General features: G+C 61.8%; 22 protein-coding genes and 1 pseudogene. 9 read left to right on the forward strand and 14 right to left on the reverse strand.

The window, feature by feature from the left end; translation table 11 throughout:
• The first annotated feature begins 15 nt into the window (after positions 1–15).
• From AB4P94_RS22300 to AB4P94_RS22310, 3 genes are read left to right on the forward strand one after another with little or no spacing between them, the layout of a single operon-like run.
• Complete coding sequence (locus AB4P94_RS22300) at positions 16–1,365, forward strand: sensor histidine kinase (RefSeq protein WP_395607487.1); 1,350 nt, start codon at positions 16–18, stop codon at positions 1,363–1,365.
• On the forward strand, positions 1,350–1,733 hold the full coding sequence (locus AB4P94_RS22305) for a response regulator (RefSeq protein ID WP_395607488.1): 384 nt from the start codon (positions 1,350–1,352) through the stop codon (positions 1,731–1,733). Before AB4P94_RS22300 ends, AB4P94_RS22305 begins: the two co-directional genes overlap by 16 nt.
• A gap of 9 nt (positions 1,734–1,742) precedes the next feature.
• The gene (locus tag AB4P94_RS22310; RefSeq protein WP_395607489.1) at positions 1,743–2,996 is read left to right on the forward strand and encodes an EAL domain-containing protein; all 1,254 of its coding nucleotides are present in this window, start codon (positions 1,743–1,745) and stop codon (positions 2,994–2,996) included.
• On the opposite strand, the gene AB4P94_RS22315 is transcribed toward AB4P94_RS22310, so the two are convergent.
• On the reverse strand, positions 2,970–3,827 hold the full coding sequence (locus AB4P94_RS22315) for a LysR family transcriptional regulator (RefSeq protein ID WP_395607490.1): 858 nt from the start codon (positions 3,825–3,827) through the stop codon (positions 2,970–2,972). The genes AB4P94_RS22310 and AB4P94_RS22315 overlap by 27 nt on opposite strands.
• 115 nt (positions 3,828–3,942) lie before the next feature.
• Between AB4P94_RS22315 and AB4P94_RS22320 the strand changes: the two genes are divergently transcribed.
• Positions 3,943–4,647, forward strand: a complete 705-nt coding sequence (locus AB4P94_RS22320; RefSeq protein WP_395607491.1) for a haloacid dehalogenase type II — start codon at positions 3,943–3,945, stop codon at positions 4,645–4,647.
• Positions 4,648–4,773: 126 nt separating this feature from the next.
• Here AB4P94_RS22320 and AB4P94_RS22325 read toward each other — a convergent pair whose 3' ends face one another.
• A complete protein-coding gene (locus tag AB4P94_RS22325; protein ID WP_395607492.1) occupies positions 4,774–5,574 on the reverse strand; it encodes an alpha/beta fold hydrolase in 801 nt (266 codons plus the stop codon).
• 140 nt (positions 5,575–5,714) lie between these two features.
• On the opposite strand from AB4P94_RS22325, the gene AB4P94_RS22330 reads away from it, so the two are divergent.
• The gene (locus AB4P94_RS22330; RefSeq protein WP_395607493.1) at positions 5,715–6,572 is read left to right on the forward strand and encodes a cupin domain-containing protein; all 858 of its coding nucleotides are present in this window, start codon (positions 5,715–5,717) and stop codon (positions 6,570–6,572) included.
• Here AB4P94_RS22330 and AB4P94_RS22335 read toward each other — a convergent pair.
• Positions 6,534–7,532 carry a succinylglutamate desuccinylase/aspartoacylase family protein gene (locus AB4P94_RS22335; protein WP_395607494.1) on the reverse strand — a complete coding sequence of 333 codons (999 nt, stop codon included), beginning with the start codon at positions 7,530–7,532 and terminating at the stop codon, positions 6,534–6,536. The genes AB4P94_RS22330 and AB4P94_RS22335 overlap by 39 nt on opposite strands.
• A 201-nt stretch (positions 7,533–7,733) precedes the next feature.
• Here AB4P94_RS22335 and AB4P94_RS22340 point away from each other — a divergent pair.
• Positions 7,734–8,162: pseudogene (locus AB4P94_RS22340) on the forward strand (TetR family transcriptional regulator C-terminal domain-containing protein); the annotation flags it as partial.
• On the opposite strand, the gene AB4P94_RS22345 reads toward AB4P94_RS22340, so the two are convergent.
• The 8 genes from AB4P94_RS22345 to AB4P94_RS22380 form a co-directional block, all read right to left on the reverse strand.
• Positions 8,118–9,116 carry a DMT family transporter gene (locus AB4P94_RS22345; protein WP_395607495.1) on the reverse strand — a complete coding sequence of 333 codons (999 nt, stop codon included), beginning with the start codon at positions 9,114–9,116 and terminating at the stop codon, positions 8,118–8,120. The pseudogene AB4P94_RS22340 and the gene AB4P94_RS22345 overlap by 45 nt on opposite strands.
• Positions 9,113–9,811: an ABC transporter permease gene (locus tag AB4P94_RS22350; protein WP_395607496.1), complete on the reverse strand. Its 699-nt coding sequence runs from the start codon at positions 9,809–9,811 to the stop codon at positions 9,113–9,115. The genes AB4P94_RS22345 and AB4P94_RS22350 overlap by 4 nt, the downstream gene beginning before the upstream one ends.
• A 7-nt stretch (positions 9,812–9,818) precedes the next feature.
• Positions 9,819–10,523 carry an ABC transporter permease gene (locus tag AB4P94_RS22355; protein ID WP_395607497.1) on the reverse strand — a complete coding sequence of 235 codons (705 nt, stop codon included), beginning with the start codon at positions 10,521–10,523 and terminating at the stop codon, positions 9,819–9,821.
• Positions 10,523–11,377, reverse strand: a complete 855-nt coding sequence (locus AB4P94_RS22360) for a transporter substrate-binding domain-containing protein (protein ID WP_395607498.1) — start codon at positions 11,375–11,377, stop codon at positions 10,523–10,525. The genes AB4P94_RS22355 and AB4P94_RS22360 overlap by 1 nt, the downstream gene beginning before the upstream one ends.
• 23 nt (positions 11,378–11,400) lie before the next feature.
• A complete protein-coding gene (locus tag AB4P94_RS22365) occupies positions 11,401–13,383 on the reverse strand; it encodes an aminotransferase class I/II-fold pyridoxal phosphate-dependent enzyme (protein ID WP_395607499.1) in 1,983 nt (660 codons plus the stop codon).
• 286 nt (positions 13,384–13,669) lie between these two features.
• Positions 13,670–14,659 carry a DUF3443 family protein gene (locus tag AB4P94_RS22370; protein ID WP_395607500.1) on the reverse strand — a complete coding sequence of 330 codons (990 nt, stop codon included), beginning with the start codon at positions 14,657–14,659 and terminating at the stop codon, positions 13,670–13,672.
• 30 nt (positions 14,660–14,689) lie between these two features.
• Positions 14,690–15,445: a CDP-diacylglycerol diphosphatase gene (locus tag AB4P94_RS22375; protein WP_395607501.1), complete on the reverse strand. Its 756-nt coding sequence runs from the start codon at positions 15,443–15,445 to the stop codon at positions 14,690–14,692.
• A gap of 62 nt (positions 15,446–15,507) precedes the next feature.
• On the reverse strand, positions 15,508–16,491 hold the full coding sequence (locus tag AB4P94_RS22380; RefSeq protein WP_395607502.1) for an aldo/keto reductase: 984 nt from the start codon (positions 16,489–16,491) through the stop codon (positions 15,508–15,510).
• Positions 16,492–16,604: 113 nt separating this feature from the next.
• Between AB4P94_RS22380 and AB4P94_RS22385 the strand changes: the two genes are divergently transcribed.
• Complete coding sequence (locus AB4P94_RS22385) at positions 16,605–17,519, forward strand: LysR family transcriptional regulator (protein WP_395607503.1); 915 nt, start codon at positions 16,605–16,607, stop codon at positions 17,517–17,519.
• A 14-nt stretch (positions 17,520–17,533) separates the two neighbouring features.
• On the opposite strand, the gene AB4P94_RS22390 is transcribed toward AB4P94_RS22385, so the two are convergent.
• The 3 genes from AB4P94_RS22390 to AB4P94_RS22400 all read right to left on the reverse strand — a co-directional run bounded on the left by AB4P94_RS22390 (position 17,534) and on the right by AB4P94_RS22400 (position 18,478).
• Positions 17,534–17,680 (reverse strand): hypothetical protein, encoded by a 147-nt coding sequence (locus tag AB4P94_RS22390; RefSeq protein WP_395607504.1) that lies wholly within the window; start codon positions 17,678–17,680, stop codon positions 17,534–17,536.
• 11 nt (positions 17,681–17,691) lie between these two features.
• Positions 17,692–17,853 carry a hypothetical protein gene (locus AB4P94_RS22395; RefSeq protein ID WP_395611415.1) on the reverse strand — a complete coding sequence of 54 codons (162 nt, stop codon included), beginning with the start codon at positions 17,851–17,853 and terminating at the stop codon, positions 17,692–17,694.
• 79 nt (positions 17,854–17,932) lie between these two features.
• The gene (locus AB4P94_RS22400) at positions 17,933–18,478 is read right to left on the reverse strand and encodes a hypothetical protein (protein WP_395607505.1); all 546 of its coding nucleotides are present in this window, start codon (positions 18,476–18,478) and stop codon (positions 17,933–17,935) included.
• 389 nt (positions 18,479–18,867) lie between these two features.
• Here AB4P94_RS22400 and AB4P94_RS22405 point away from each other — a divergent pair, with 389 nt between their 5' ends.
• On the forward strand, positions 18,868–20,277 hold the full coding sequence (locus AB4P94_RS22405; RefSeq protein ID WP_395607506.1) for a circularly permuted type 2 ATP-grasp protein: 1,410 nt from the start codon (positions 18,868–18,870) through the stop codon (positions 20,275–20,277).
• A 2-nt stretch (positions 20,278–20,279) separates the two neighbouring features.
• Positions 20,280–21,230: an alpha-E domain-containing protein gene (locus AB4P94_RS22410; RefSeq protein ID WP_395607507.1), complete on the forward strand. Its 951-nt coding sequence runs from the start codon at positions 20,280–20,282 to the stop codon at positions 21,228–21,230.
• Positions 21,231–21,250: the final 20 nt, after the last annotated feature.

Below are 21,250 nucleotides of genomic sequence, written 5' to 3' on the forward strand. Positions count from 1 at the left end.
CACGGATGTCTTGCGATGGATACACGCTCAACCGACCAACCGCCCGAGGCGCAATCGCGGGCTGAAAAAATCGTCGAATTCAAACGCCAGAAAACCCTGCTCAAGACCGGCGCCCTGCAAGACGCGATTTTCAACAGCGCCTACTTCTCCAGCATCGCCACGGATGAAAAAGGCGTGATCCAGATCTTCAATGTCGGCGCCGAACGCATGCTCGGCTACTCCGCCGCCGATGTAGTGAACCGCATCACACCCGCCGACATTTCAGACCCCGTAGAGCTGATCACTCGCGCCGCAGCCCTTAGCGCGGAGCTGGACACGCCCATCACGCCGGGCTTCGAAGCGCTGGTGTTCAAGGCCTCGCGCGGCATCGAAGACATCTACGAACTGACCTATATCCGCAAGGACGGCAGCCGGCTGTCGGCGATGGTGTCGGTGACAGCCTTGCGCAACCGCCATGACATGATCATCGGCTACTTGCTGATCGGCACCGATAACACCGCGCGCAAACAGGAGGAAGCCGAGCGCAAAGGCTTCGAGCGCGCGCTGGAAGAAAAGAACCTGGAGCTGGAACACGCCAGCCACATGAAGTCGGAATTCCTCGCCACCATGTCCCATGAGCTGCGCACGCCGCTGAACGCGGTGATCGGGTTTTCCGAGGCGCTCAAAGACGGCCTGGTCGGCGACATGAGCGACACCCAACGCGAATACATCGGCGACATCTTCACCAGCGGTCAACACCTGTTGTCGTTGATCAACGACATTCTCGACTTGTCCAAGGTCGAAGCCGGCATGATGGAACTGGAACTGGAGCCCGCCGAGCTTGCCGGGCTGTTGGCCAACAGCTTGTTGATCGTGCGCGAAAAAGCCGCCCTGCAACGCATTCAGCTCAAGCTCGACTACGAAGACGACGTTGGCCGCCTGGAACTGGACCTGCGCAAGACCAAGCAAATCGTCTACAACTTGCTGGCCAACGCGGTGAAGTTCAGCGCACACGGCAGCCGCGTCACGCTGGCCGTGCGCGAAGTGGACCGTGAGCAGGTCGGGCGGATCAGCGGTGATTGGCCCACCCACAGTTTTGCCTTGCAACCCGGCACGCACCTGCGCTTTCTGGAATTAAGCGTGAGCGACACCGGCATCGGTATCGCCGCCAGCGACATGGGCAAGCTGTTCAAGGCGTTCAGCCAGATCGACAGCAGCCTGGCACGCAAATTCGAAGGCACGGGCCTCGGGCTGGCGATGGTCAAGCAACTCACTGATCTGCATGGCGGCAGCGTTGCGGTGGCCAGTCGCGAAGGCCAGGGCACGCGGTTTGTCGTGTGGTTGCCGTTGCGCCGTGCAGCGGAGGCCCCATGGCCGAAATCCTGATCGTCGAAGACAACGAAGCCAACATGCGCCTGGCGCGCTTGTTGCTGCTCAACGCGGGACATAGCGTGTTGTGGGCCGCCGATGCCGAGGCCGGCCTGACCCTTGCGCGCGACAAACAGCCGGCGCTGATCCTGATGGACATTCAACTGCCTGACATGGACGGCCTGGCGGCTACCCGGTTGCTCAAGCAAGACCCCGTGACCGCGCATATCCCGGTGATCGCGCTCACCGCGATGGCCATGAAGGAAGACCGCGAAAAAACCCGGCTGGCGGGCTGTGATGCCTACATCATCAAGCCGCTGCGCTACCAAGAGCTGTACCAGGTCATCGACACCTTGTTGAACACACACGTCAGCCCTCTCGCATGAGTCCTCTCCATGGCCAGCCAACCCGCAATGCTGTTGATCGTTGATGACGAACCCCAGGTTCGCAAACTGCTGGAAACCTTGCTGCAGCACGAGGGCTACCAGACCCTGTGTGCGAGCAGCGGCGAAGAAGCCCTGCAACTGGTGGCGCAACAGCCACCGGACTTGATTCTGCTGGATATCATGATGCCGGGCATGGACGGCTACGAAGTCGCCAGCCGACTGAAAAACGATGAAAACACGGCGAACATTCCGATCATCATGCTCTCGGCGCTCAGCGAGCCCGGCGCGCGCGTCAACGGGCTGGAAACCGGCGCCGAGGAATTCATCAGCAAACCGGTGGAGCGTGTGGAGTTGTGGCTGCGCGTGCGCAACCTGCTCAGGCTGAAGGCGCGCGGCGACCAGTTGAAAAAACACAGCCTGATGCTGGAGCAACAACTGCAACGGCAGACCGGCGCAGTGGCCGGCATGAACGTGCATGACCTGGCCCGCCAGGACCTGGAAACGGCCCTGCGCCTGGCCGTGCAACAGGGTGACTTCACCGTGCATTACCAGCCCAAGATTGAACTCGCGAACGGCCAGATCTGTGCCCTTGAGGCCTTGCTGCGCTGGGAACGCCCGGGCTACGGCGCAGTGTCTCCCGCCGTGTTCGTGCCGGTGCTGGAGAGCCTGGGGCTGATTGTCGAGGTGGGCCGCTGGGTCATCGACACCGTGTGCCAACAGATCGCCGAGTGGCAGCGCGGTGCAATCGGTGCCGTTGAAGTCTCGGTGAACGTTTCCGGCCATCAATTGATTGAGGGCGACCTGATCTCGGATATTTCGCGCATCCTCGCGCAGACCGGGGTGGACCCCCATTGGCTGGAGGTTGAACTGACCGAAAGTTCGCTGATGGAAAACACCCAACACACCATCGCCAGCTTGCAGCGGCTGCACGCCATGGGCGTGAAAATCTCCATCGACGACTTCGGCACCGGCTATTCGAGCCTGGCCTACCTGCGGCGTTTTCCCATCGACACGCTGAAAATCGATATCGCGTTTATCCGCGAAGTCACCAGCAACCCCCAGGACGCGGCGATCACCCGCACCATCATCGAGCTGGCCCACAGCCTCAAGCTGCGCGCGGTGGCCGAAGGCGTCGAAACCCAGGCGCAGCTGGCGTTTTTGAAGGACGCCGGCTGCGATCAGATCCAGGGCTATCTGTTCAGCCGCCCCTTGCCCGTGGACACCCTGGAACGTTTGTTACTGGAGCGTTTGCAAGGGCCGTGAGATGTCCTCGCGCAGGCACTCGATCAACCCATGATGGGTCGCGTTCAACCGGTTTGTGCCGCTGACCAGCGCCAACTCCGAGGGCGGCACCGGCGGCAACTCCATGCAGATACGGTGGCTTGGCAGCACAGCACTTTTGGGCAGGATACTGATGCCCAGGCCGGAGGTGACCGCCGCCTGAATGCCCGTGAGGCTATGGCTGCCAAACGCCACGCGCCAACTGCGCCGGGCCTTGTCCAGCGTACGAATGGCGCGCTGACGGTAGATGCAGCCCTGGGGGAACAACGCCAATGGCAGGGTTTCCACGCGTAGATCCTGGTGTTCACCACACACCCACACCAACGGCTCCGGCCAGCTGGCATGGCATTCGCCGCTGCCGGCTTCGCGCTTGATCAGGGCGATGTCGATCTCGCCGCTTTCCAGCTGCCGCCGCAGGTCGGTGCTCATGCCACTGACCGTTTCCAGCCGCGCTTCAGGCCGGGCGCGCACGAACCCGGACAGCATGGAGGCCATGCGGGTTGCGTCGAAATCCTCCGGCACGCCCAGGCGCACAGGTACCACGCTGGCCTCATTGTTCAAGGCATCGCGCGCTTCCCGGGACAGGTTCAGCAGGCGGCGCGCGTAGTGGGTCAGCAGTTCGCCGTGTTCGGTGGGGCTGACCTGTTGGCCGGAGCGATCACGTACCAGCAACACCTGGCCCACGCTCTCTTCGAGCTTGCGAATCTGTTGGCTCACGGTGGATTGGGTGCGGTGCACACGCTCGGCAGCGCGGGTGAAGCTGCCTTCGTCCACCACGCAGACCAGGGTTTGCAGCAGTTCAAGATCAAACATGGTGGCGGCCTTCTTATCGATAATTCAACTGTGCAAAAGAGATTAATTTAATTTCCAACTAACAGCCAGGCTTCCTATGCTCTCTGTGTCGCTCACTATCGCCTGCAGGTGCCCCATGTCGCTTGATAACTCCCCTCGCCCGCTGTGGCTGACCTTCGATTGCTACGGCACGCTGATCCAATGGGACGAAGGCCTGCGCGCGGCGGTGGACCGCATTCTTGGAGAAAAAGGCGAGCATCAGGTGGACCGCGAAACCCTGATCAGCGTCTACGACCACCACGAACACGCGCTGGAACAAACCCCGCCCCATCGCAGCTTTCGCACCCTGGCCGGTTTAGGCTTGCAACAGGCGCTGAAAGAACTCGGCCTGCCGGCCGACGAACACGACGCTGCGATCCTGACGGACAGCATCAGCGCCATGCCACCGTTCCCTGAAGTGGTCGGCACGCTCAAGCAGCTAAAGGAAATGGGTTACAACCTGTGCATTGTCTCCAACACCGACGATGACGTGATCGCCGGCAATGTCGCGCAACTGGGCGGCCATATCGATCGAGTGATCACCGCGCAACAGGCCGGGGCCTACAAACCCGACCGGCGCTTGTTCGATCATGCCCATGAGCAGTTGGGCGTGAGCCTGGACCAGGTGGTGCATATTTGCGCCAGCCCGCACCTGGATCATGCCGCCGCGCGGGATATCGGCTTTCGCTGCGTCTGGATCGACCGGGGTACCGGGCGCCCGTTGCTGGCGGATTACACGCCGGATGCGATTGTGCCGACGCTGGACAAGGTGCCGGGTTTGTTCAAGTCACTGGGTTGGTAGTCGTACACATAAAAAATGTGGGAGCGGGCTTGCCCGCGATTGCGGTGAATCAGTCAACACTTCAGTGGCTGACATTCCGTCATCGCGGGCAAGCCCGCTCCCACATTTTGAGCAGAGTCCATTCAGTTACGGCGTATTGGCCTTGGCCGCGTCGTTGATGATCGCCACGACCCGAGCCGGGTTGGACACCATCACCACGTGGGACGCGCCTTTAACGTCCACGGTTTCCTTGGACCCTGCCCGGTCGGCCATGAATTTAAGCGCGGCCTCGGGAATATTTTTGTCCGCTGAACCGTATATGAAGTAGGACGGTACGGTTTTCCACGCCGGGTCGCCGGACGGCTCCTTCAGGGCGGCTTCGGTAATCGGGCGTTGACCCACGGCCATCAGTTGCGCCTCCTTGGCGGGCACGTCGGCGGCGAACTGGCTGTTGAACTTGTCTTGCTGGATATACAGGTCGGTCACGCCGTCTTTGGAAATCACAGGCTTGTCCAGGGTCGGCCCCAGAGTGCCGCCCGGATAGCGGCCGGAGAGTTCAAACGCGGTCTCGCCTTGTTCCGGGGCAAACGCGGCAACATAGACCAGCGCCTTGACCTTGTCTCTGCCATGCACAGCGTTGGTGATCACCGAACCACCGTAGGAGTGGCCGACCAAAACCACCGGGCCCTGGGTGTGTTCAACGATGTCAGCGACGTAATCCGAGTCGGTCTTCACACTGCGCAGCGGGTTGGCCACGGCGATGACCGGGTAGCCTTCGGCTTTGAGGCCCGCGATCACGCCGTTCCAGCTGGAGGCGTCGGCAAATGCGCCGTGCACCAGCACCACGGTGGCTTTTTGTGTGTCGGCGGCGGCTGAGGTGATTGCACCCAGGGCCAATGCACCGGTCATGAGGGCGGCGGCAATGCGGGAAAACGTGAAAGCTTTCATGGAAGTGGCTCCGTCAGGTTAGCGCTCAAGGCGTTGAACGTGGAGCCATGATGCCGAAGTGGATTTTACAAATGGAGGCTAATAGTCGAGGATATGGCGCAGATCGTCTAAACAGAGCGTATTTAATCAGCAGGTGATTCATGGATCGTTTGTCCACGTTGCTCGTGCACTTCGGCATTGGCGCCGATACCTTTCACAGCGGCCCGCTGCAGGGCGCCCTCGACACGCGCGACCTGCAGCAACGCGGGCGGGTGTATGTGCTCAAGGAAGGTCAAGCCAGCCTGGAGATGCCCGGCGGTGTGCTGGCGATTCCCGAGCCCAGCCTGATCCTCGTGCCCCGCCCCCTGCCCCATCGGCTGGTTGCGAAAAAGGCCGATGGCGCACAGGTGGTCGCGGCCTCGCTGTGCTTTGATGGCGGCCTGGATAATCCGTTGTCGGTGGCGCTCACTGATTCCATTGTCATGCCGCTAGAGCAAGTCCCGATGATCGCCGGCACGCTGGAATGGCTGTTCAGTGAAGCCTTCGCCGAACACTGCGGGCGCGAGGCGGTGATGAACCGGTTGTTCGAGTTGATCGTGATCCAGTTTCTGCGGCACATGATGGCCTATCACAGCATGACCACGGGCATGATGTCGGGGCTGGCGGATTTGCGCCTGGCGCGCGCCATGACCCTGCTGCACAACAGGCCCGAGCGCCCGTGGACGGTGCAGGAAATGGCCATGGAATCGAACATGTCCCGCGCCAGTTTTGCCGCACATTTTCACAAGGTGGTCGGCCAGACGCCCGCCGACTACGTGCTCAGCTGGCGCGTGAGCCTGGCGCAAAAGCGTTTGCGCGAAGGCCGGCCCATCGCCTTGATTGCCGACGAAGTGGGTTATGAAAGCCCCTCGGCGCTGGCCCGTGCATTCCGGCGCAAGATCGGCACCAGCCCGCGCGAGTGGCTGCAGCTGCAGGCGCCGCTACGGGTCCAGCACACCGCCGCTGTAGCTGTCGGATAGCCGTGTGCCGGTGAATTTGGCCACCACGGCGCCCTGGGCCACCAGCCGTTCGCGGTGGCCGGTGACCAGGCGGCCGGTTTGGGCGGCGTGCAGGATGACTTCCGAAGCGGCGTCGCCGGGGCGTCCGATAATCCGCGCGAAACGCTGCCCTTGCTCGACGTGATCCCCCAGGCCTTTTTCGAACACCAGCACACCGGCGCACGGTGCGAGGATGGTTTCCATGCAGCCCATGTCCACCACGTCGCCCTGCCACGCCTCGATCACGGCCACTTCATCGATCACGCCATTGACGCACAGCCACGCCCACAGGCCATCGGCGTCCTGCCGGGCCAGCGCATCGCTCACGTCGGCCTGCCCACGCAGTTCAATCGTTGCAGCCAGTTGCGGTGCGGCGTGATTGATGATGGTTTCTTCAAAGGAACCATCGCCGCCCTCGTCCCACACAATCACCACCTCGGCCTTCAACGCGGCTGCCAGCGCCAGGCCTTGCCCGGGCCAGAAACTGCGGTGGATATAGAGGTAGGGCAAGGCTTCGTCGTCGGTGTGCAGGTCCAGCACCAGGTCGGCATCGGCCGCCAACTGCACCAGGCTTTTTTGCCATTGCGCGAGGTTGCTGGCCGGGCGCTCCATGGCCAGGGAATGGTCGAAGGCGCGGTTGAAATTCTGCCCGGTGGCTTCGTGGAAACGCCCGAGCAGTTTGCCTTGGCGAAACTGGCCGATGCCGAACGGGTTGGCTTGCGGCACGACGGTCACGCTGCCACGCAGCCGGCCCTGATCCTGGCAGGCCTGCAGGCGCGGCAGCAGTTGGTGCAGCACCAGCATGCCGGCGATTTCATCCGCGTGCACACCGGCTTGCAGGTGCACCGAGGGCCCGCTGCCATTGCCTTCAAAGCGCCACGCGCCGATGTGCAACGGGTTGCCGGCGTCGCCGGGCACCTGCCACGAAAGGTCTTTTGCCATGCCTTGCCCTCCTCTCATCATTTAATCGCTAGAGATTGAACACACGTTCAATTAACCTGACCGTCCCGGTTTTCCATCAAAGGCATTCCCGTGAGCACCGACCTTCCCAAACTGCGCCGCGCCGGCCTCGACGAGCGCCGCGACCTGCTGATTGCCGCCACCCTCACCTGCCTCGCCCGTGACGGGCATGCGGGGATTTCCGTGCGGCGCATCGCGGCCGAGGCCGGGGTGTCCGTGGGGCTGCTCAACCATCACTTCGGCACCATCGATGCCTTGATTGCCGAGACCTATCACAAGCTGGCGGACGAGTTGACCACAGCGCTGTGGCAGCAGGTCGAAAGGGCCGAAGGCGCCGCCGCGCGCCTGGATGCCTTTCTCAGCGCGTCGTTTTCGCCAAGGGTCATGGACCCCGACCTGCTGGGCGTATGGGTGGTGTTCTGGAGCCTGATCCGCCATTCGCCCCACGTAAACAGGTCCCACGAGAACAGCTACCGCGCCTACCTGGCTTTGATCCAGCAACTGCTCGACGACCTGGCCCGCAGCGAAAACCTCGTTATTCACGACAGCCACCTGGCCGCCATCGGCCTATCGGCGATGCTCGACGGGCTCTGGCTCGAGGGGTGCCTCAACCCCGGTACGTTCAGCCCCGCCAACGGGTTGCACATCTGCCGCTGCTGGGTACAAGGGCTGCGTCACGGAGCATTCGGCGCCGACCACGTCTTGTGATTCGGGGTGGCGCGCGCTGAGCATCGCCAGCGTGCCGCTCACGGCAATCAGCACCGCGCCAATGATCAGGGAGGTGTCCATCCGCGTGCCCCAGATCAGGCTCGACAAGATGAACGCCCAGATCAACCCGGTGTATTCGAACGGCGCCAGCAACGTGGCGGTGGCGCGGCGGAAACTGGCGAACAACAGGAACTGACCGATGCCGCCGACCAAGCCGGCCGCCAACATGCCCAGCCACGCCGGGGTTGGCGCCGGGGTGTGGGTCCAGGGCAAGGTCACCGCCATGCAAATCACAAACACCACATTGGTGATCAGCATCTGCTCCAGTACCGAGGTGGTCGGGTCGACCTGGCGCAGCTGGATATAGGTAAACGCCCAGCACAGCGCGGCGGCCAGCGTCAGCGCGATGGGCAACGGATCGACCATGTTGCTGGGGCGACAGGCGATCACCACGCCGACAAAGCCGATGATCAAGGACACCCACTGGCCACGGCTGGCGCGCTCCTTGAGGATCAGTGCCGCGAGCAAGGTCACCATGATCGGCGCGGAGAAATACAAGGTGGTCATTTCCGCCAGGGTCAGGTCTTTGGCGGCGGTGTAATACAACAGCCACGCGAGCAACGACAACAGCCCGCGAATGATCAGCAGCTTGCGGCTGACCGACGTCCAGGCGCGGCGCAACAGGCCCATGCGCCCGGCGATCACACAGGCACCGACCACCACCAGGCTGCGCCAGAACAGGATGGTGAACACCGAGTAATCGGCCACCAGCCATTTGATCACCGCGTCCTGCAACGCCAGAAATGCGTAGGCCAGTGAGCACAGGGCAATCCCTTGCAGCGCGCGCTCCTGCTTCATCCCGCGGACCTGCGCAGCGGCGTGCCGCGCCGTTCGGCAATGGCGTAGACGCCTTCAATCAGGAACGTCAGGCACAGGTACACACCGGCCACCAACAGCAACGGCTGATAGATCTGCAAGGTTTGCGCACGCACCACGTTGGCCGCGCCGAGCAGGTCGACCACGGCGATGGTCGAGGCCAGTGCGGTGGACTTGAGCAGCATCACCGTCTCCCCCGCCAGGGTTGGCAGCAACAGGCGCATCGCCCGCGGCAAACGCACGCGCAACAAGGCCTGGCGCGGCGTCATGCCAAAGGCCGACGCGGCCTCCATCTCGCCCTTGGGCACCGCAAGCAAGCCGCCGCGAATCACTTCACCGACATACGCGCCCACCGACAGCACCAAGGCAAACACGATGTACCAGTAACCGTCGCGTAAAAACGGCCATACAACGCTGCCGCGAATCATCGGGAACTGCGCGAACAAACTGCCCAGGCCGTAATAGAAAATGTAGATCTGGATCAGCAGCGGCGTGCCGCGCAACACGCTGGTATACGCCAGCGCGCCTCGGGCCAGCCACTTGCGCCGTGACAGGCGCGCCAACGCCACCAGCACCGCCAGGGCAAAGCCCAGCACCGCCGAAATGGCCAGCAGCGACAAGGTGGTCTGCAGCCCTTTGGCGATCAGCCCGGCGTAGTAACTTATCCAATCAGGCATGCGCCCCTCACTCGACAACCGGCATCCAGCGACGAATACGTCGCTCCAGGCGCCCGGACAGGTAGTTGGAAGCCAGCGTCACCAAGTAATACAAGGCGGCGGCCGTGAGGTAGAACAGCAGATATTGCCGGGTCGAGCCCGCCGCCTGCTTGGCGGTGTACAGCAACTCGTTGGTGCCGACCACGCTTATCAGCGCGCTGTCCTTGATCAGGTTGATCCACAGGTTCGACATACCCGCCAGCGCGTACGGCGCCATGATCGGCAACGTCACGCGGCGGAACAGGCCGAACCCGCTCAAGCCAAACGCGCGTGCGGCTTCAATCTGGCCGTGGGGTATCGCGAGGATCGCCGCGCGGAAAATCTCCGAGGCATACGCGCCCTGCACCAGCCCCAATACCAGGATCGCCACCAGCGGCCCGCTGATATTCACCTGCTCGAACCCCAGCCACAGCATCAACGCATTGAGGCCCATGGAGCCGGCGTAATACAGCAACAGGATCAGCAGCAATTCCGGCACTGCGCGAAACACCGTGGTGTAGCCGCGCATCAGCATCGCAATGGGCCGTGGCGCACTCAGTTTGGCGCAGGCCACCACCAGGCCGATCAGCAAGCCCACCGCGAAAGAACCGGCGGAAATTTGCAGGGTCATCCATAACCCTTTGAGCAGCGCGTTGCCCCACCCTTGTTCGTCGAAGCTTAAGAGCTCGAGCATTATTCGCTCTTCTGGGCGATTTGCTGGTAAGGGCTGTCACAGGTCTTGCTGACGAACGCCGGGGTGTCGCCGCGTTTGCAGGGGCTGACCGACAGGCCAAAGTAGTGTTGGGACAGGTCGTCGTAATCTTTGCTCACCAGCAACTCACCGATGGCTTTGTCCAGGCGGGCCTTGAGCGCAGTGTCTTCCTTGCGCAGCCCGGCGCCGACGCCACGGCCGATGATCGGGTCATACGGCACGCTGGCAATGTGGGCCAGGCCGCTGGCTTCCGGGGTCTTGACCATCATCGCAATGGCGGTGTCGTCAGCCATCATGTAGTCGATACGCCCGGCAATCAGGTCGGCGTTGGCCGATTCCTGAGTGTCGTAGTATTTAAGATCGGCGATGTTTTCGTAGTACTTCTTCAGGTAGTTGGCGCTGACGGTGGAGATCTGCACGCCGATCAACTTGCCCTTCAGGCCTTCGGGCGTAATGTCCACGGTGGCGCCCCTGGGGCCCGCCACACCCAGCAACGAGTCGTAATAAGCGCGGCTGAAGGCGATCTGTTTTTCACGCTCGTCGGTGACCGACATCGAGGAGAAAATCACATCGATCTTCTTGGCCAGCAACGACGGGATAATCCCGTCCCACGCCACTTCCTTGATCTGGCATTCGGCTTTCATGCCCTCGCAGAGCTTGTGGATCAGGTCCACTTCAAAACCGGACCACTGGCCGTTGCCGCCTTTTACGGTGAACGGTGGGTAAGGTTCCGCTGCCACCGCAAACACGATGGGCTTTTCCGCCGCCTGGGTAAAACCTGCCACCACCATCAACACTGCACTGCTCAACCACGTTGCCATGCGTTTGGATTTCATGATGTGCCCCGTCTTTTTTGGAATTAGCGAGTTTGATGCGCGTTGACGAATTGCCGGCAACGCTCACTGCGTGGGTCGATGAACACCGAGTCCGGCGTGCCGCTTTCCTCGATCATGCCTTGGTGCAAAAACGCCACTTTGGACGACACATCCCGCGCAAATGCCATTTCATGGGTCACCAGGATCATGGTGCGGCCTTCCTCGGCCAACGAGCGGATCACCCGCAGTACTTCGCCCACCAGCTCAGGGTCGAGCGCCGAGGTGGGTTCGTCGAACAGCATGACTTTGGGGCGCATGGCCAGCGCGCGGGCAATCGCCACGCGCTGTTGCTGGCCACCGGAAAGGAACGCCGGGTATTCGTCGCGCTTGGCCGCAAGGCCCACGCGGTCGAGCAAGGCTTCGGCGCGCTCGATGGCTTCGGCGCGGCTTTCACGCAGTACCTGCGTGGGGGCTTCGATGAGGTTCTCCAGCACGGTGCGGTGGGGCCACAGGTTGAAGTTCTGGAACACCATGCCCAGGGTCGAGCGGATGCGTACCAGTTGCTTGGCGTCCGCCACCAGTGGCGCGCCGGGGCGGCCGTAGTTGAGCTTGATGCTTTCACCGTCGACCTGAATGCTGCCCTGGTCGGGCACTTCTAGCATGTTGATGCAGCGCAACAAGGTACTTTTGCCCGAGCCGCTGGCGCCGATCAGTGAAATGACATCGCCTTCGTGGGCCGTCAGGGAAATGCCCTTGAGCACTTCGATATTGCCGAAGCGTTTGTGCAGGTCGATGACTTCGATCATCTTCCTGGCTTGCACCGGTTGCACGGTTTCGAGTGTGGCCGCAGCCACGACACGGGGCTCGCCGGCCAGCTTGGCGACGAATGCAGCGATGCGTCGGCAGGCCTCGGCCAAGCGCTCTTCGCCCAAGGTAAAGGACAACCGCACAAACCCCTGGGCGGGCTCACCGAAGGCGGCCGCATCCAGCACGGATACCCCGGCCTCGCGAAACAACCGCCAAGCGAAATCCAGCGAGCCCAAACCGGTGCCACGCACGTCCACCAGCACAAACATTCCCGCCTGCGGCGCCTGTACTTTAATGCCTTGACAGGCGCCGAGCCCCGCCACCACCAGGTCACGTCGGCGGCGATAGATTTCACGCATGCCCACCGTCACTTCGTCATGGGCCAGCACCGCGGCCGTGGCGGCTTCCATCACGAAACCGGGCAAGCCATAGAGCATGCTCAGCACCAGGGTTTCGGCGTGCACGATCATTTCGGGCGCGGCAACAATCCAGCCGATCCGCCAGCCGGTCATCGCATGGGATTTGGACAAGCTGCCAATGACGATGCAACGCTCGGCCATACCGGGCAATGCCGCCAGGCTGTGATAGTCACCGTCGAACACCAGGCTTTCGTAAACCTCATCCACCACCACCCACAGGTTATGCGCGATGGCCAGGTCGGCGATGGCTTGCAGCTCTTGCCGGTTGAGTACCACACCGGTCGGGTTGTTCGGGTTGGAAAAGAAAATCGCCCGGGTGCGCGGGGTGATGGCTGCGGCGAGTAACTCGGCGTCGAGGCGAAAACCTGATTCCGGCGAACACGGCACGCGCACCAGCGTCGCGCCACTGGCCTTGAGCGTGGCTTCATAGGTGACGTACATCGGGTCGAGCACCAACACTTCATCACCGGCTTGCAACAGGCACAGCGAGCTGATGAACAAGGCGTTCTGCGCGCCGGGCACGATGATGACGTTGTCGGGGGCCAGTGGCCGTGCCAGGGTTTTGCGGTAGCGCGCGGCAACGGCATCGCGCAGGGAGGGGCGGCCGGGAATTTCCGTGTAGTGCGTGTCACCGGCGTGCAAGGCACTGACGGCGGCGTCGGTGATGAAGGCTGGCGTGGCGAAGTCAGGATCGCCAACGCTGAGGATGATGATGTCTTCGCCCTGGCTTGCGGCATGGTGGATGTCCCAGGCGGCGACGCCCTGCCCTGCAATTCGTTCGACGAAGGGGGAAAACCGCATGCCAGAGCCTCTCGTTCAAGAAGAAAAAGCGCGAGCCCGCTCTCGTGAAAGCGGGTGGATGCGGTCAACATAGTTCAAACTGAACAGTCGTTCAATGGATAAGTTTGAGGGGGTGTCGTTTATCGTCCAAACAGGTCGTGAATGAAATTTCTCAGCCGTATCACATCCCAATGTGGGAGCGGGCTTGCTCGCGAATGCGGTGGGTCAGCCGATGAATCTGTCGACTGACACTCCGTATTCGCGAGCAAGCCCGCTCCCACACGTTGCTCTGGGTTCGACCTGGAAATTAACGAGCTTTCAGGCCGATCGTGCCAGCCGCCTGGTCATACAGCACTGCGTTATCGAAGTAGGTGAGCAAGCCCGCATTGATGCCGTGGAAGTTGCGCGGGCCCTGGGCGGTGATGTAGCGCACGTAGCGCCCGCCGCCATTATCAACCTTGAAGTGCTGCCCCAACTGGCTGCCGTCGGCCATCGTCAGGCTGAAATGCGCTGGCGTGCCCACCGGCCAATTGGGCTGCAAGGCATCGGCGTAGATATGAAAACCCGCCGCGCCGGTGTCCAGAATGCTGTCGCCGCACACCTGTTGGTGTGTGTCCAGACGCTGCAGGCACCCTCTCACGCCATGGTCCTTCCAGTACGCGCTGGCATCCCCGGGTTTCACCGGAAACTGCTGCAGGCTGATGGTGCGAAAGCCCTGTGTTTCGGCCGCCGTAGGGTTAAGGATCAATTGCCCCGTGCTCTGCCCGGGCCGTGGCAGCACCACCAGCCAGCGTGCGCCCATGGCCGCTAACGGGTTGGGCGCGTCATTGCGCAACATGCCCACGCCCATGATCGCCTTGAAGCCTTCGCCCCGTTCGGGGTTGCCGCCCATGAGGAAGTCCTTCGGGCCGACCTTTGAAGCCGGGCATTTGGGCCGCGCGTCACTGCAACTGATGCTGTCCACCAATTGCAGCGGCACTTGCGCCATGGCATTGCCCAGGCTGACGCTGGCCAGCGCCAGCTTGCCGTTCAAACGCACGCCACTGCCGTACTGCACCCCGGCGGAGGTGTTTTGCGCCACGGCATCCTGAGGTTTCAAAACCCCAGGCAATACGCGCAATCCTACGGAGCCGGTATCGAACTGGGTTTCCACCGAGGTGCTGCCGATTTTCAAGGTGACGCTGTAGCGCAGGTCACCATTGGCCATGGTGGCGCTGTGGATGGGGATGACTTCACGGGCCGCCGCATGGGCGACACCGGCACACAGGAACAGGGAGGCCAACACAGTCAAGCGCATGGAGAAAGTCCGGATCAGGTTGAGGGAAACTTATAGCTGGTTCATCAAGTCGCAGCGGTAGTCCTGCAGTTCACCCGCAGAACCCAGGTTCAGGCCGGTCAATGACAAGTGCGTGGTCAGCAGCACCAGGCTGCCGTCGGCACGCGGCGTCATCAGCAAGCCGTAATTGCTCATAACGTCGGCTTGGGCATCGACGTACTCACGCAACACTTCCAGGGGGTCGAGCGCATCGGCGTCGGCTGCCGACAGGATGCGGGCCGCGTACAGGTGCCCTTTCAAACGGGTCGGCAGCAGGCGCCACTGATCATCAAGGGTATTGGCTTGCTGATTGAGGGCCGTGAAGACGTCCGGGCGCAGGCAAGCGATGTGCACATGCAGTTGGTTCTCGGAGCGGCCATAACGGGAATTGATCGCCACCGAGACGAACTGATCCGGAATCGGCCTTTTCAAGCCTTCGGACAGGATGCTGCGGTGCCGCCAGGCTTGGGCAAAGTAGTGCGGCAGCAAATGCCGGCCGAGGGCCGGGTCTTCAATGCCGCTGACCTTGTCCACCGGAATCAGCAGGTCATGCAGCGGGCCGTTCTGGTCCTTGAACAAGGTGTAGCCGCGGTCCAGGTCCACCGTCAGGCACGGGCTGGGGTTTTGCCGTTGTTGCTGGTCGGGCACGCATTGCTGGCTGACGATATGCCACAGCGCGTCGGGGTTGCCGCGCCATTTCCAGGCTGCGGCCAACAACAGCCCACAGAGCAAAACACCACTGATTGTGAATACGGCACCGCGCTTCATGCAAAAACCTCAACGTACAGAAATGTCAGTTATTTTTATCGCTGACATCCCTGTCGCTAGGGTTAACGTTTTGCGGGCGCCATAAATTCCGGCCCGATCGGATCTTTTATCGTGCTGGCCAAAATACGGTCGATATGGGACAGGTCATCGGCGCTCAGGTGCCAGCCAAATGCCTCTTCATAGCCTTTCAATTGCTCCGGCCGGCGCGCGCCCCACAGGGCAATGGTCGGGCCCTGGTCCAGCACCCAGCGCAGGGCCAGCGCCAGCACCGACTTGCCGTGGCACTCGCGGGCATACATGTCCAGCGCTGCCACGGCGGCCAGGTATTGCTCGAAACGTGGCGCCCTGAACTTGGGGTCGAGCTTGCGCACGTCATCCCCGGCAAAGCTGGTGGCCGAATGCATGCTGCCGGTCAACAACCCACGGCACAGTGGGCCATAGGCCAACACCACCAGGGAGTGCTGCCGGGCATACGGCAGAATGTCGCTGTCGATGGCCCGCTCGAACAGGTTGTAAGGCGGTTGCACCGTGGCCAATGCCGTATGGGCGCTGAATTCGTCCATCTGGGTACTGGAGTAATTGCTCACCCCCACGGCAAGGATCTTGCCCTCACGGCGCAGGCGCTCAAGGGTTTCGGCGGTTTCTTCCTGGGCCACCAGCGGGTCGGGCCAGTGGATCTGGTAAAGATCGATGTAATCGGTCTCCAGGCGCACCAGGGAGTCTTCAACTTCCTTGCGGATACGCTGGGCCGTAGCATTGCGCCGCGTGGTGCCGTCGTCCCATTGCAGGCCGGCCTTGGTCGCGATCACCGCACTGTGGCGAACCCCGCGCAGGGCCTTGCCGATCAGTTCTTCGGACAAGCCCAGGCCATAGACCGGCGCGGTGTCGATCAAGTTGATACCGCAGTTCAACGCATGGCGAATAGTCTTGATCGACTGTTCGCTGTCCGCGCCGCCCCACAGGTGACCGCCCATGGACCAGGTACCGAGGGCAATCCGCGAAACCGCTTTTTGGATACCGGCAATCCGGATCGTCTCGATACTCATAAAAAAAACCCTCTGCCGACACTATTGCTTAGAAAAGCAATTACTCTAGATCATCCGAGGTTGAATAGGGCTCAACGCCCCGTGCAGCCGAACCCCTACAAAAGAGGCTTGATATGGCGGCGTTCAACCGTTCTGAATTGGCAGATTTGAATGTGTTCATGGCGATCATCCGCCGGCGCAGCTTCCGTCATGCGGCGCATGAACTGGGGGTGACGACGTCGGCGCTGAGCCACACCATGCGCAACCTGGAAACCCGTTTGGGCGTGAAACTGCTCTACCGCACCAGCCGCGCCGTGGAGCCCACTGATGCCGGCAGCCTGCTGGCCGAAAAATTGACCCAAGGGTTCGCCACGATCCAGGACGGGCTCGACACCCTGGAGCTGCACCGCGAAGCGCCGATCGGCCGCCTGCGCCTGAATGTGCCCAGGGATGCGGCCGTTCTGCTGGTCTCGCCGATTCTGGGGGAGTTCACCCGCGCCTACCCGCAATTGCGCCTGGATGTGATGGTCGAAGACCGCATGATCGATATCGTCGCTGAAGGCTACGACGCCGGTATCCGCTATGGCGCCACCGTGCCCCAGGACATGGTGGCCGTGCCACTGACGGGTGAGTTGCGCTGGATCATGGTCGCCTCCCCGTCCTATCTGGACAGTGCCGGCACGCCGAAAGTACCTGCAGACCTGCTGCAGCACGCCTGTGTACGCATGTACCTGGGCGATAAAACCACTTACAAATGGGAATTGGGTAACGGCGCCCGCCAACAACGTATTGATGTGCCCGGCCATTTCAGCGCGGCGGACACCCAGACCATCGTCGACGCGGCGCTGCAAGGCGTGGGCATCGCCTACTGCCTGCAGAACCGCGTGCAACAAGAGCTTGCGGACGGACGCCTGATTGAGGTGTTGCCCGATTGGGCCTGTGTGGGTGCCCCGCTGTGCATGTACTACCCCAGCCGCCGCCAGTCACAACCGGGGCTGCGTCAGCTGGTGGAGTTGATTCGCCTGCGTGCAGCTCAGGCTCAGGCGTAAAGCAAGGCGCCAGGTCAGTCCTGACGCTCGGTGTTGCCCACATCCGCCGCCTCATCCAGATCATTGAGCGGCACCTCGGCATCATCCATCAGCGAGCCGGGGTCTTCATTGCCCGGGTCGTTGAGTTCCTCGTCCAGCGTTTCCTCACGTTCGTCTGACATGACCGTCTCCTCTAACCGCCTTGGGTATCGATATCGGCATCGGTTTCAGGCTTGGGCTCGCGCTCAGGCTTGAAGTCAGGACTGTAGTCGTTTTCCCGTGCCTTCGGGTCCTTGACGGGTTGGGGATCTTTAGGCGCGTCGGCTCCGGTGGCGGGTTGATTGCTTTTGCTCATGGTTTACCTCCTCGCAGCGTCAGAAAAATACAGCTGCCTGAAGTTAAGGTCGCGCTCAGCGCCCGGAAGTTCCAACTGTTCAAGAACCGGGGTTATCCACCTGGATATAAAACGCATACGCCCCCAGCAACAGCCAAAACACCATGAACAGCCACGGCGCGCGCATGGAAAACAGCAGCGACTTGCGATAGCCCTTGTGGGATGACTCGGTTTCACAGAACAGCGGGGAATCGTCGTACGCCAAGCCCATCACCGGCTCGCTGCGCAGCAGTTCGCTCTGTTTGTAGTGCCAGTGGTCGATGATTTCATAAGCCGCGCGGATGCCCGGCCACGCATTCAACGAACTGAGGATGCCGAGCATGACCAGGAACACCGGCACCACCAGGGTAAACAGCTTGCCCCACTCGGGGTTGAGGTTGCCCATGCCAGAGACAAACGCGATCACCAGAAAGGACTGTGCGGTGAGGTAGGCGTCGGTGCGGTTCGCCAGAATGCTGGTCTCGTACTGGATCTCACGGCGATAGAAGTCGAGGCGGTCCTTGGGCGAGCCGAAGATCTTGGCGTTGTGTTCGCTGTGGTCGGTCAGCGCCGCTTCGGGGGTGTTGGGTGAAATGATTCTGGGCACGGCAATGCTCCACACAGGTTCGAATTCCGTTAGAAGAACATGGCCTGAATGAAGTTCAAGTTTGTTCATGCACCAATCTGGAACACTGCCTGCACTTGTGGGGAGCGGGCATGCTCGCCACGGTGAGCCCTCCGTTGCCCTTGCAAGCCCCCTCGCCACAGGGAATTGCGCAGCCACAAGCATTCCGGCACAACCATTGCTTTATCCATTCATCTGCCCGCAAACAGGAGCATTCGTTACCCCCCGACCCAGAGCCGACCCCATAAGAAAGTAAGGACCAGCCCCAGTGGCACCCTGCGCCACGGGCTCATAAAAAAATGCGTTTTTTGCGGCAGTGCCACCCAAGCAAGCTGCCAACCAAGCAATGCAGGCACTGACAAGGTACTGGAATGGCTCGATCTTTCTTTGATGAAATGAATGACGCAGACGGCGCATGCCGTGCGCATTATCAGGATTTCTCCCGCTGGCTGGCCAACACGCCGCCGGAACTGCTGGCGCAACGGCGCCGCGAAGCCGATTTGCTGTTCCACCGCGCCGGGATCACCTTCACCCTCTATGGCGACGAACAGGACACCGAGCGCCTGATCCCCTTCGACATCATCCCGCGCAGCATCCCCGCCAGTGAGTGGGCCGTGATCGAACGCGGCTGCATCCAGCGCGTGAATGCACTGAACATGTTTCTCGCCGACATCTACCACGACCAGCGCATCATCAAGGCCGGGATCATTCCCGCCGACCAAGTGCTGGGCAACGAGGGTTACCAGAAGGCGATGGTCGGCCTGGACCTGCACCGCGATATTTACTCGCATATCTCGGGTGTGGACCTGGTGCGCGACGGCGACGGCACCTATTACGTGCTCGAAGACAACCTGCGCACCCCCAGCGGCGTGAGCTACATGCTCGAAGACCGCAAAATGATGATGCGCCTGTTCCCCGAAGTGTTCGCCAAACAGCGCATCGCGCCGGTGGACCACTACGCCAACCTGCTGCTCAAGACCCTGAAAAGCTCAAGCCGCCTCGACAACCCGAATGTGGTGGTGCTGACCCCGGGCCGCTTCAACAGTGCATTCTTCGAACACGCGTTCCTCGCCCGGGAGATGGGCGTGGAACTGGTGGAAGGCGCGGACCTGTTTGTGCACGACCTCAAAGTGTTCATGCGTACCACTGACGGCCCCAAGCCGGTGGACGTGATTTACCGGCGTATCGACGACGCCTTCCTCGACCCCAAAGCCTTCAACCCCGACTCCATGCTCGGCGTGCCTGGCCTGGTTGCCGCGTACTGCGCCGGCAATGTGGTACTGGCCAATGCCATCGGCACCGGCGTGGCGGATGACAAATCCATCTACCCTTACGTACCGGAAATGATCCGCTTCTACCTCGACGAAGAACCGGTGCTGCAAAACGTGCCGACCTTCCAGTGCCGCAAGCCTGACGAACTGTCCCACGTGCTGGCGCACCTGCCGGAACTGGTGGTCAAGGAAACCCAGGGCTCCGGCGGCTACGGCATGCTGGTCGGCCCGGCTTCGACCGCTGCTGAAATCGAGGACTTCCGCCAACGCATCAAGGCGCGGCCTCACGCCTACATCGCCCAACCGACCCTGAGCCTGTCCACCTGCCCCACCTTTGTCGAAAACGGCATCGCGCCACGGCATATCGACCTGCGGCCTTTCGTGCTTTCCGGCAAGGAAACCCGCCTGGTGCCCGGCGGCCTGACCCGCGTGGCATTGAAGGAAGGCTCGTTGATCGTCAACTCGTCGCAAGGCGGCGGAACCAAGGACACCTGGGTGGTGGAGGGCTGAGTATGTTGAGTAGAACCGCCGCAGATCTGTACTGGATGTCCCGTTACCTGGAGCGTGCCGAGAACCTGGCGCGCATGCTGGAAGTCAGTTATTCGCTGTCGTTGATGCCCCAGGCCGGGCGCAGCGATGGGCTGGACGAACTGGCCATGTCGTTGCTCAGCAGCGGCACCCTGGACAGTTACCTCGAACGCCACAAGCAACTGGACGCCGAGCGCATGCTGCACTTCTTCGCCCTCGACGAAGAAAACCCGGCCAGCATCTACAACTGCCTGCGCGCCGCCCGTGGCAATGCCCACGCGGTACGCGGGCGCATCACCGCCGACATGTGGGAAAACCTCAACGCCACCTGGCTGGAAATGCGCAGCATCGCCGCCGGCGGCCTGGCGCGGCATGGCATCAGCCACTTCTGTGACTGGGTCAAGCAGCGTTCGCACCTGTTCCGGGGCGCGACCTCGGGCACCATCATGCGCAATGACGCCTACCGGTTCATTCGCCTGGGCACCTTTGTCGAGCGCGCGGATAACACGTTGCGCCTGCTGGATGCGCGCTACGAGATGTTCGGCGAAGAGTCCGAAGAAGTCAGCGACTTGTCCGCCCGTGGTTACTACCAGTGGAGCGCCCTGCTGCGTGCGCTGTCATCGTTCGAGGCGTATACCGAGCTGTACCCGAATGCGCTGAATGCCCGTTCCGTGTCCGAACTGCTGCTGTTGCGCAGTGACGTACCGCGTTCGCTGCACGCGTGCATTGAGGAACTGAGCCATATCCTCGCGGACTTGCCCGGCAGTTATGGCCGCACGGCGCAGCGCCTGGCGGCCGAGTTCGAAGCGCGGTTGCGCTACACGGGCATCGACGAAATCCTCGAAGACGGTTTACACAGCCGCCTCACGGACTTCATCGACACCGTGCGTGAGCTGGCGCGGGCGATTCACAGCTCGTACCTGGAAATGGTGTGAGTGCATTGCAGTCACTTATC

The sequence above is a fragment of the Pseudomonas sp. B22129 genome, assembly GCF_044218875.1.
In the GTDB taxonomy this organism is placed as follows: domain Bacteria; phylum Pseudomonadota; class Gammaproteobacteria; order Pseudomonadales; family Pseudomonadaceae; genus Aquipseudomonas.

Coding starts and splice junctions, on each gene's coding strand:
- AB4P94_RS22390 (WP_395607504.1), bottom strand. CDS start 17,680: ATGTCAGACGAACGTGAGGAAACGCTGGACGAGGAACTCAACGACCCG.
- AB4P94_RS22315 (WP_395607490.1), bottom strand. CDS start 3,827: ATGTTTGATCTTGAACTGCTGCAAACCCTGGTCTGCGTGGTGGACGAA.
- AB4P94_RS22375 (WP_395607501.1), bottom strand. CDS start 15,445: ATGAAGCGCGGTGCCGTATTCACAATCAGTGGTGTTTTGCTCTGTGGG.
- AB4P94_RS22320 (WP_395607491.1), top strand. CDS start 3,943: ATGTCGCTTGATAACTCCCCTCGCCCGCTGTGGCTGACCTTCGATTGC.
- AB4P94_RS22360 (WP_395607498.1), bottom strand. CDS start 11,377: ATGAAATCCAAACGCATGGCAACGTGGTTGAGCAGTGCAGTGTTGATG.
- AB4P94_RS22350 (WP_395607496.1), bottom strand. CDS start 9,811: ATGCCTGATTGGATAAGTTACTACGCCGGGCTGATCGCCAAAGGGCTG.
- AB4P94_RS22325 (WP_395607492.1), bottom strand. CDS start 5,574: ATGAAAGCTTTCACGTTTTCCCGCATTGCCGCCGCCCTCATGACCGGT.
- AB4P94_RS22305 (WP_395607488.1), top strand. CDS start 1,350: ATGGCCGAAATCCTGATCGTCGAAGACAACGAAGCCAACATGCGCCTG.
- AB4P94_RS22300 (WP_395607487.1), top strand. CDS start 16: ATGGATACACGCTCAACCGACCAACCGCCCGAGGCGCAATCGCGGGCT.
- AB4P94_RS22380 (WP_395607502.1), bottom strand. CDS start 16,491: ATGAGTATCGAGACGATCCGGATTGCCGGTATCCAAAAAGCGGTTTCG.
- AB4P94_RS22310 (WP_395607489.1), top strand. CDS start 1,743: ATGGCCAGCCAACCCGCAATGCTGTTGATCGTTGATGACGAACCCCAG.
- AB4P94_RS22405 (WP_395607506.1), top strand. CDS start 18,868: ATGGCTCGATCTTTCTTTGATGAAATGAATGACGCAGACGGCGCATGC.
- AB4P94_RS22335 (WP_395607494.1), bottom strand. CDS start 7,532: ATGGCAAAAGACCTTTCGTGGCAGGTGCCCGGCGACGCCGGCAACCCG.
- AB4P94_RS22330 (WP_395607493.1), top strand. CDS start 5,715: ATGGATCGTTTGTCCACGTTGCTCGTGCACTTCGGCATTGGCGCCGAT.
- AB4P94_RS22395 (WP_395611415.1), bottom strand. CDS start 17,853: ATGAGCAAAAGCAATCAACCCGCCACCGGAGCCGACGCGCCTAAAGAT.
- AB4P94_RS22385 (WP_395607503.1), top strand. CDS start 16,605: ATGGCGGCGTTCAACCGTTCTGAATTGGCAGATTTGAATGTGTTCATG.
- AB4P94_RS22345 (WP_395607495.1), bottom strand. CDS start 9,116: ATGAAGCAGGAGCGCGCGCTGCAAGGGATTGCCCTGTGCTCACTGGCC.
- AB4P94_RS22370 (WP_395607500.1), bottom strand. CDS start 14,659: ATGCGCTTGACTGTGTTGGCCTCCCTGTTCCTGTGTGCCGGTGTCGCC.
- AB4P94_RS22410 (WP_395607507.1), top strand. CDS start 20,280: ATGTTGAGTAGAACCGCCGCAGATCTGTACTGGATGTCCCGTTACCTG.
- AB4P94_RS22355 (WP_395607497.1), bottom strand. CDS start 10,523: ATGCTCGAGCTCTTAAGCTTCGACGAACAAGGGTGGGGCAACGCGCTG.
- AB4P94_RS22365 (WP_395607499.1), bottom strand. CDS start 13,383: ATGCGGTTTTCCCCCTTCGTCGAACGAATTGCAGGGCAGGGCGTCGCC.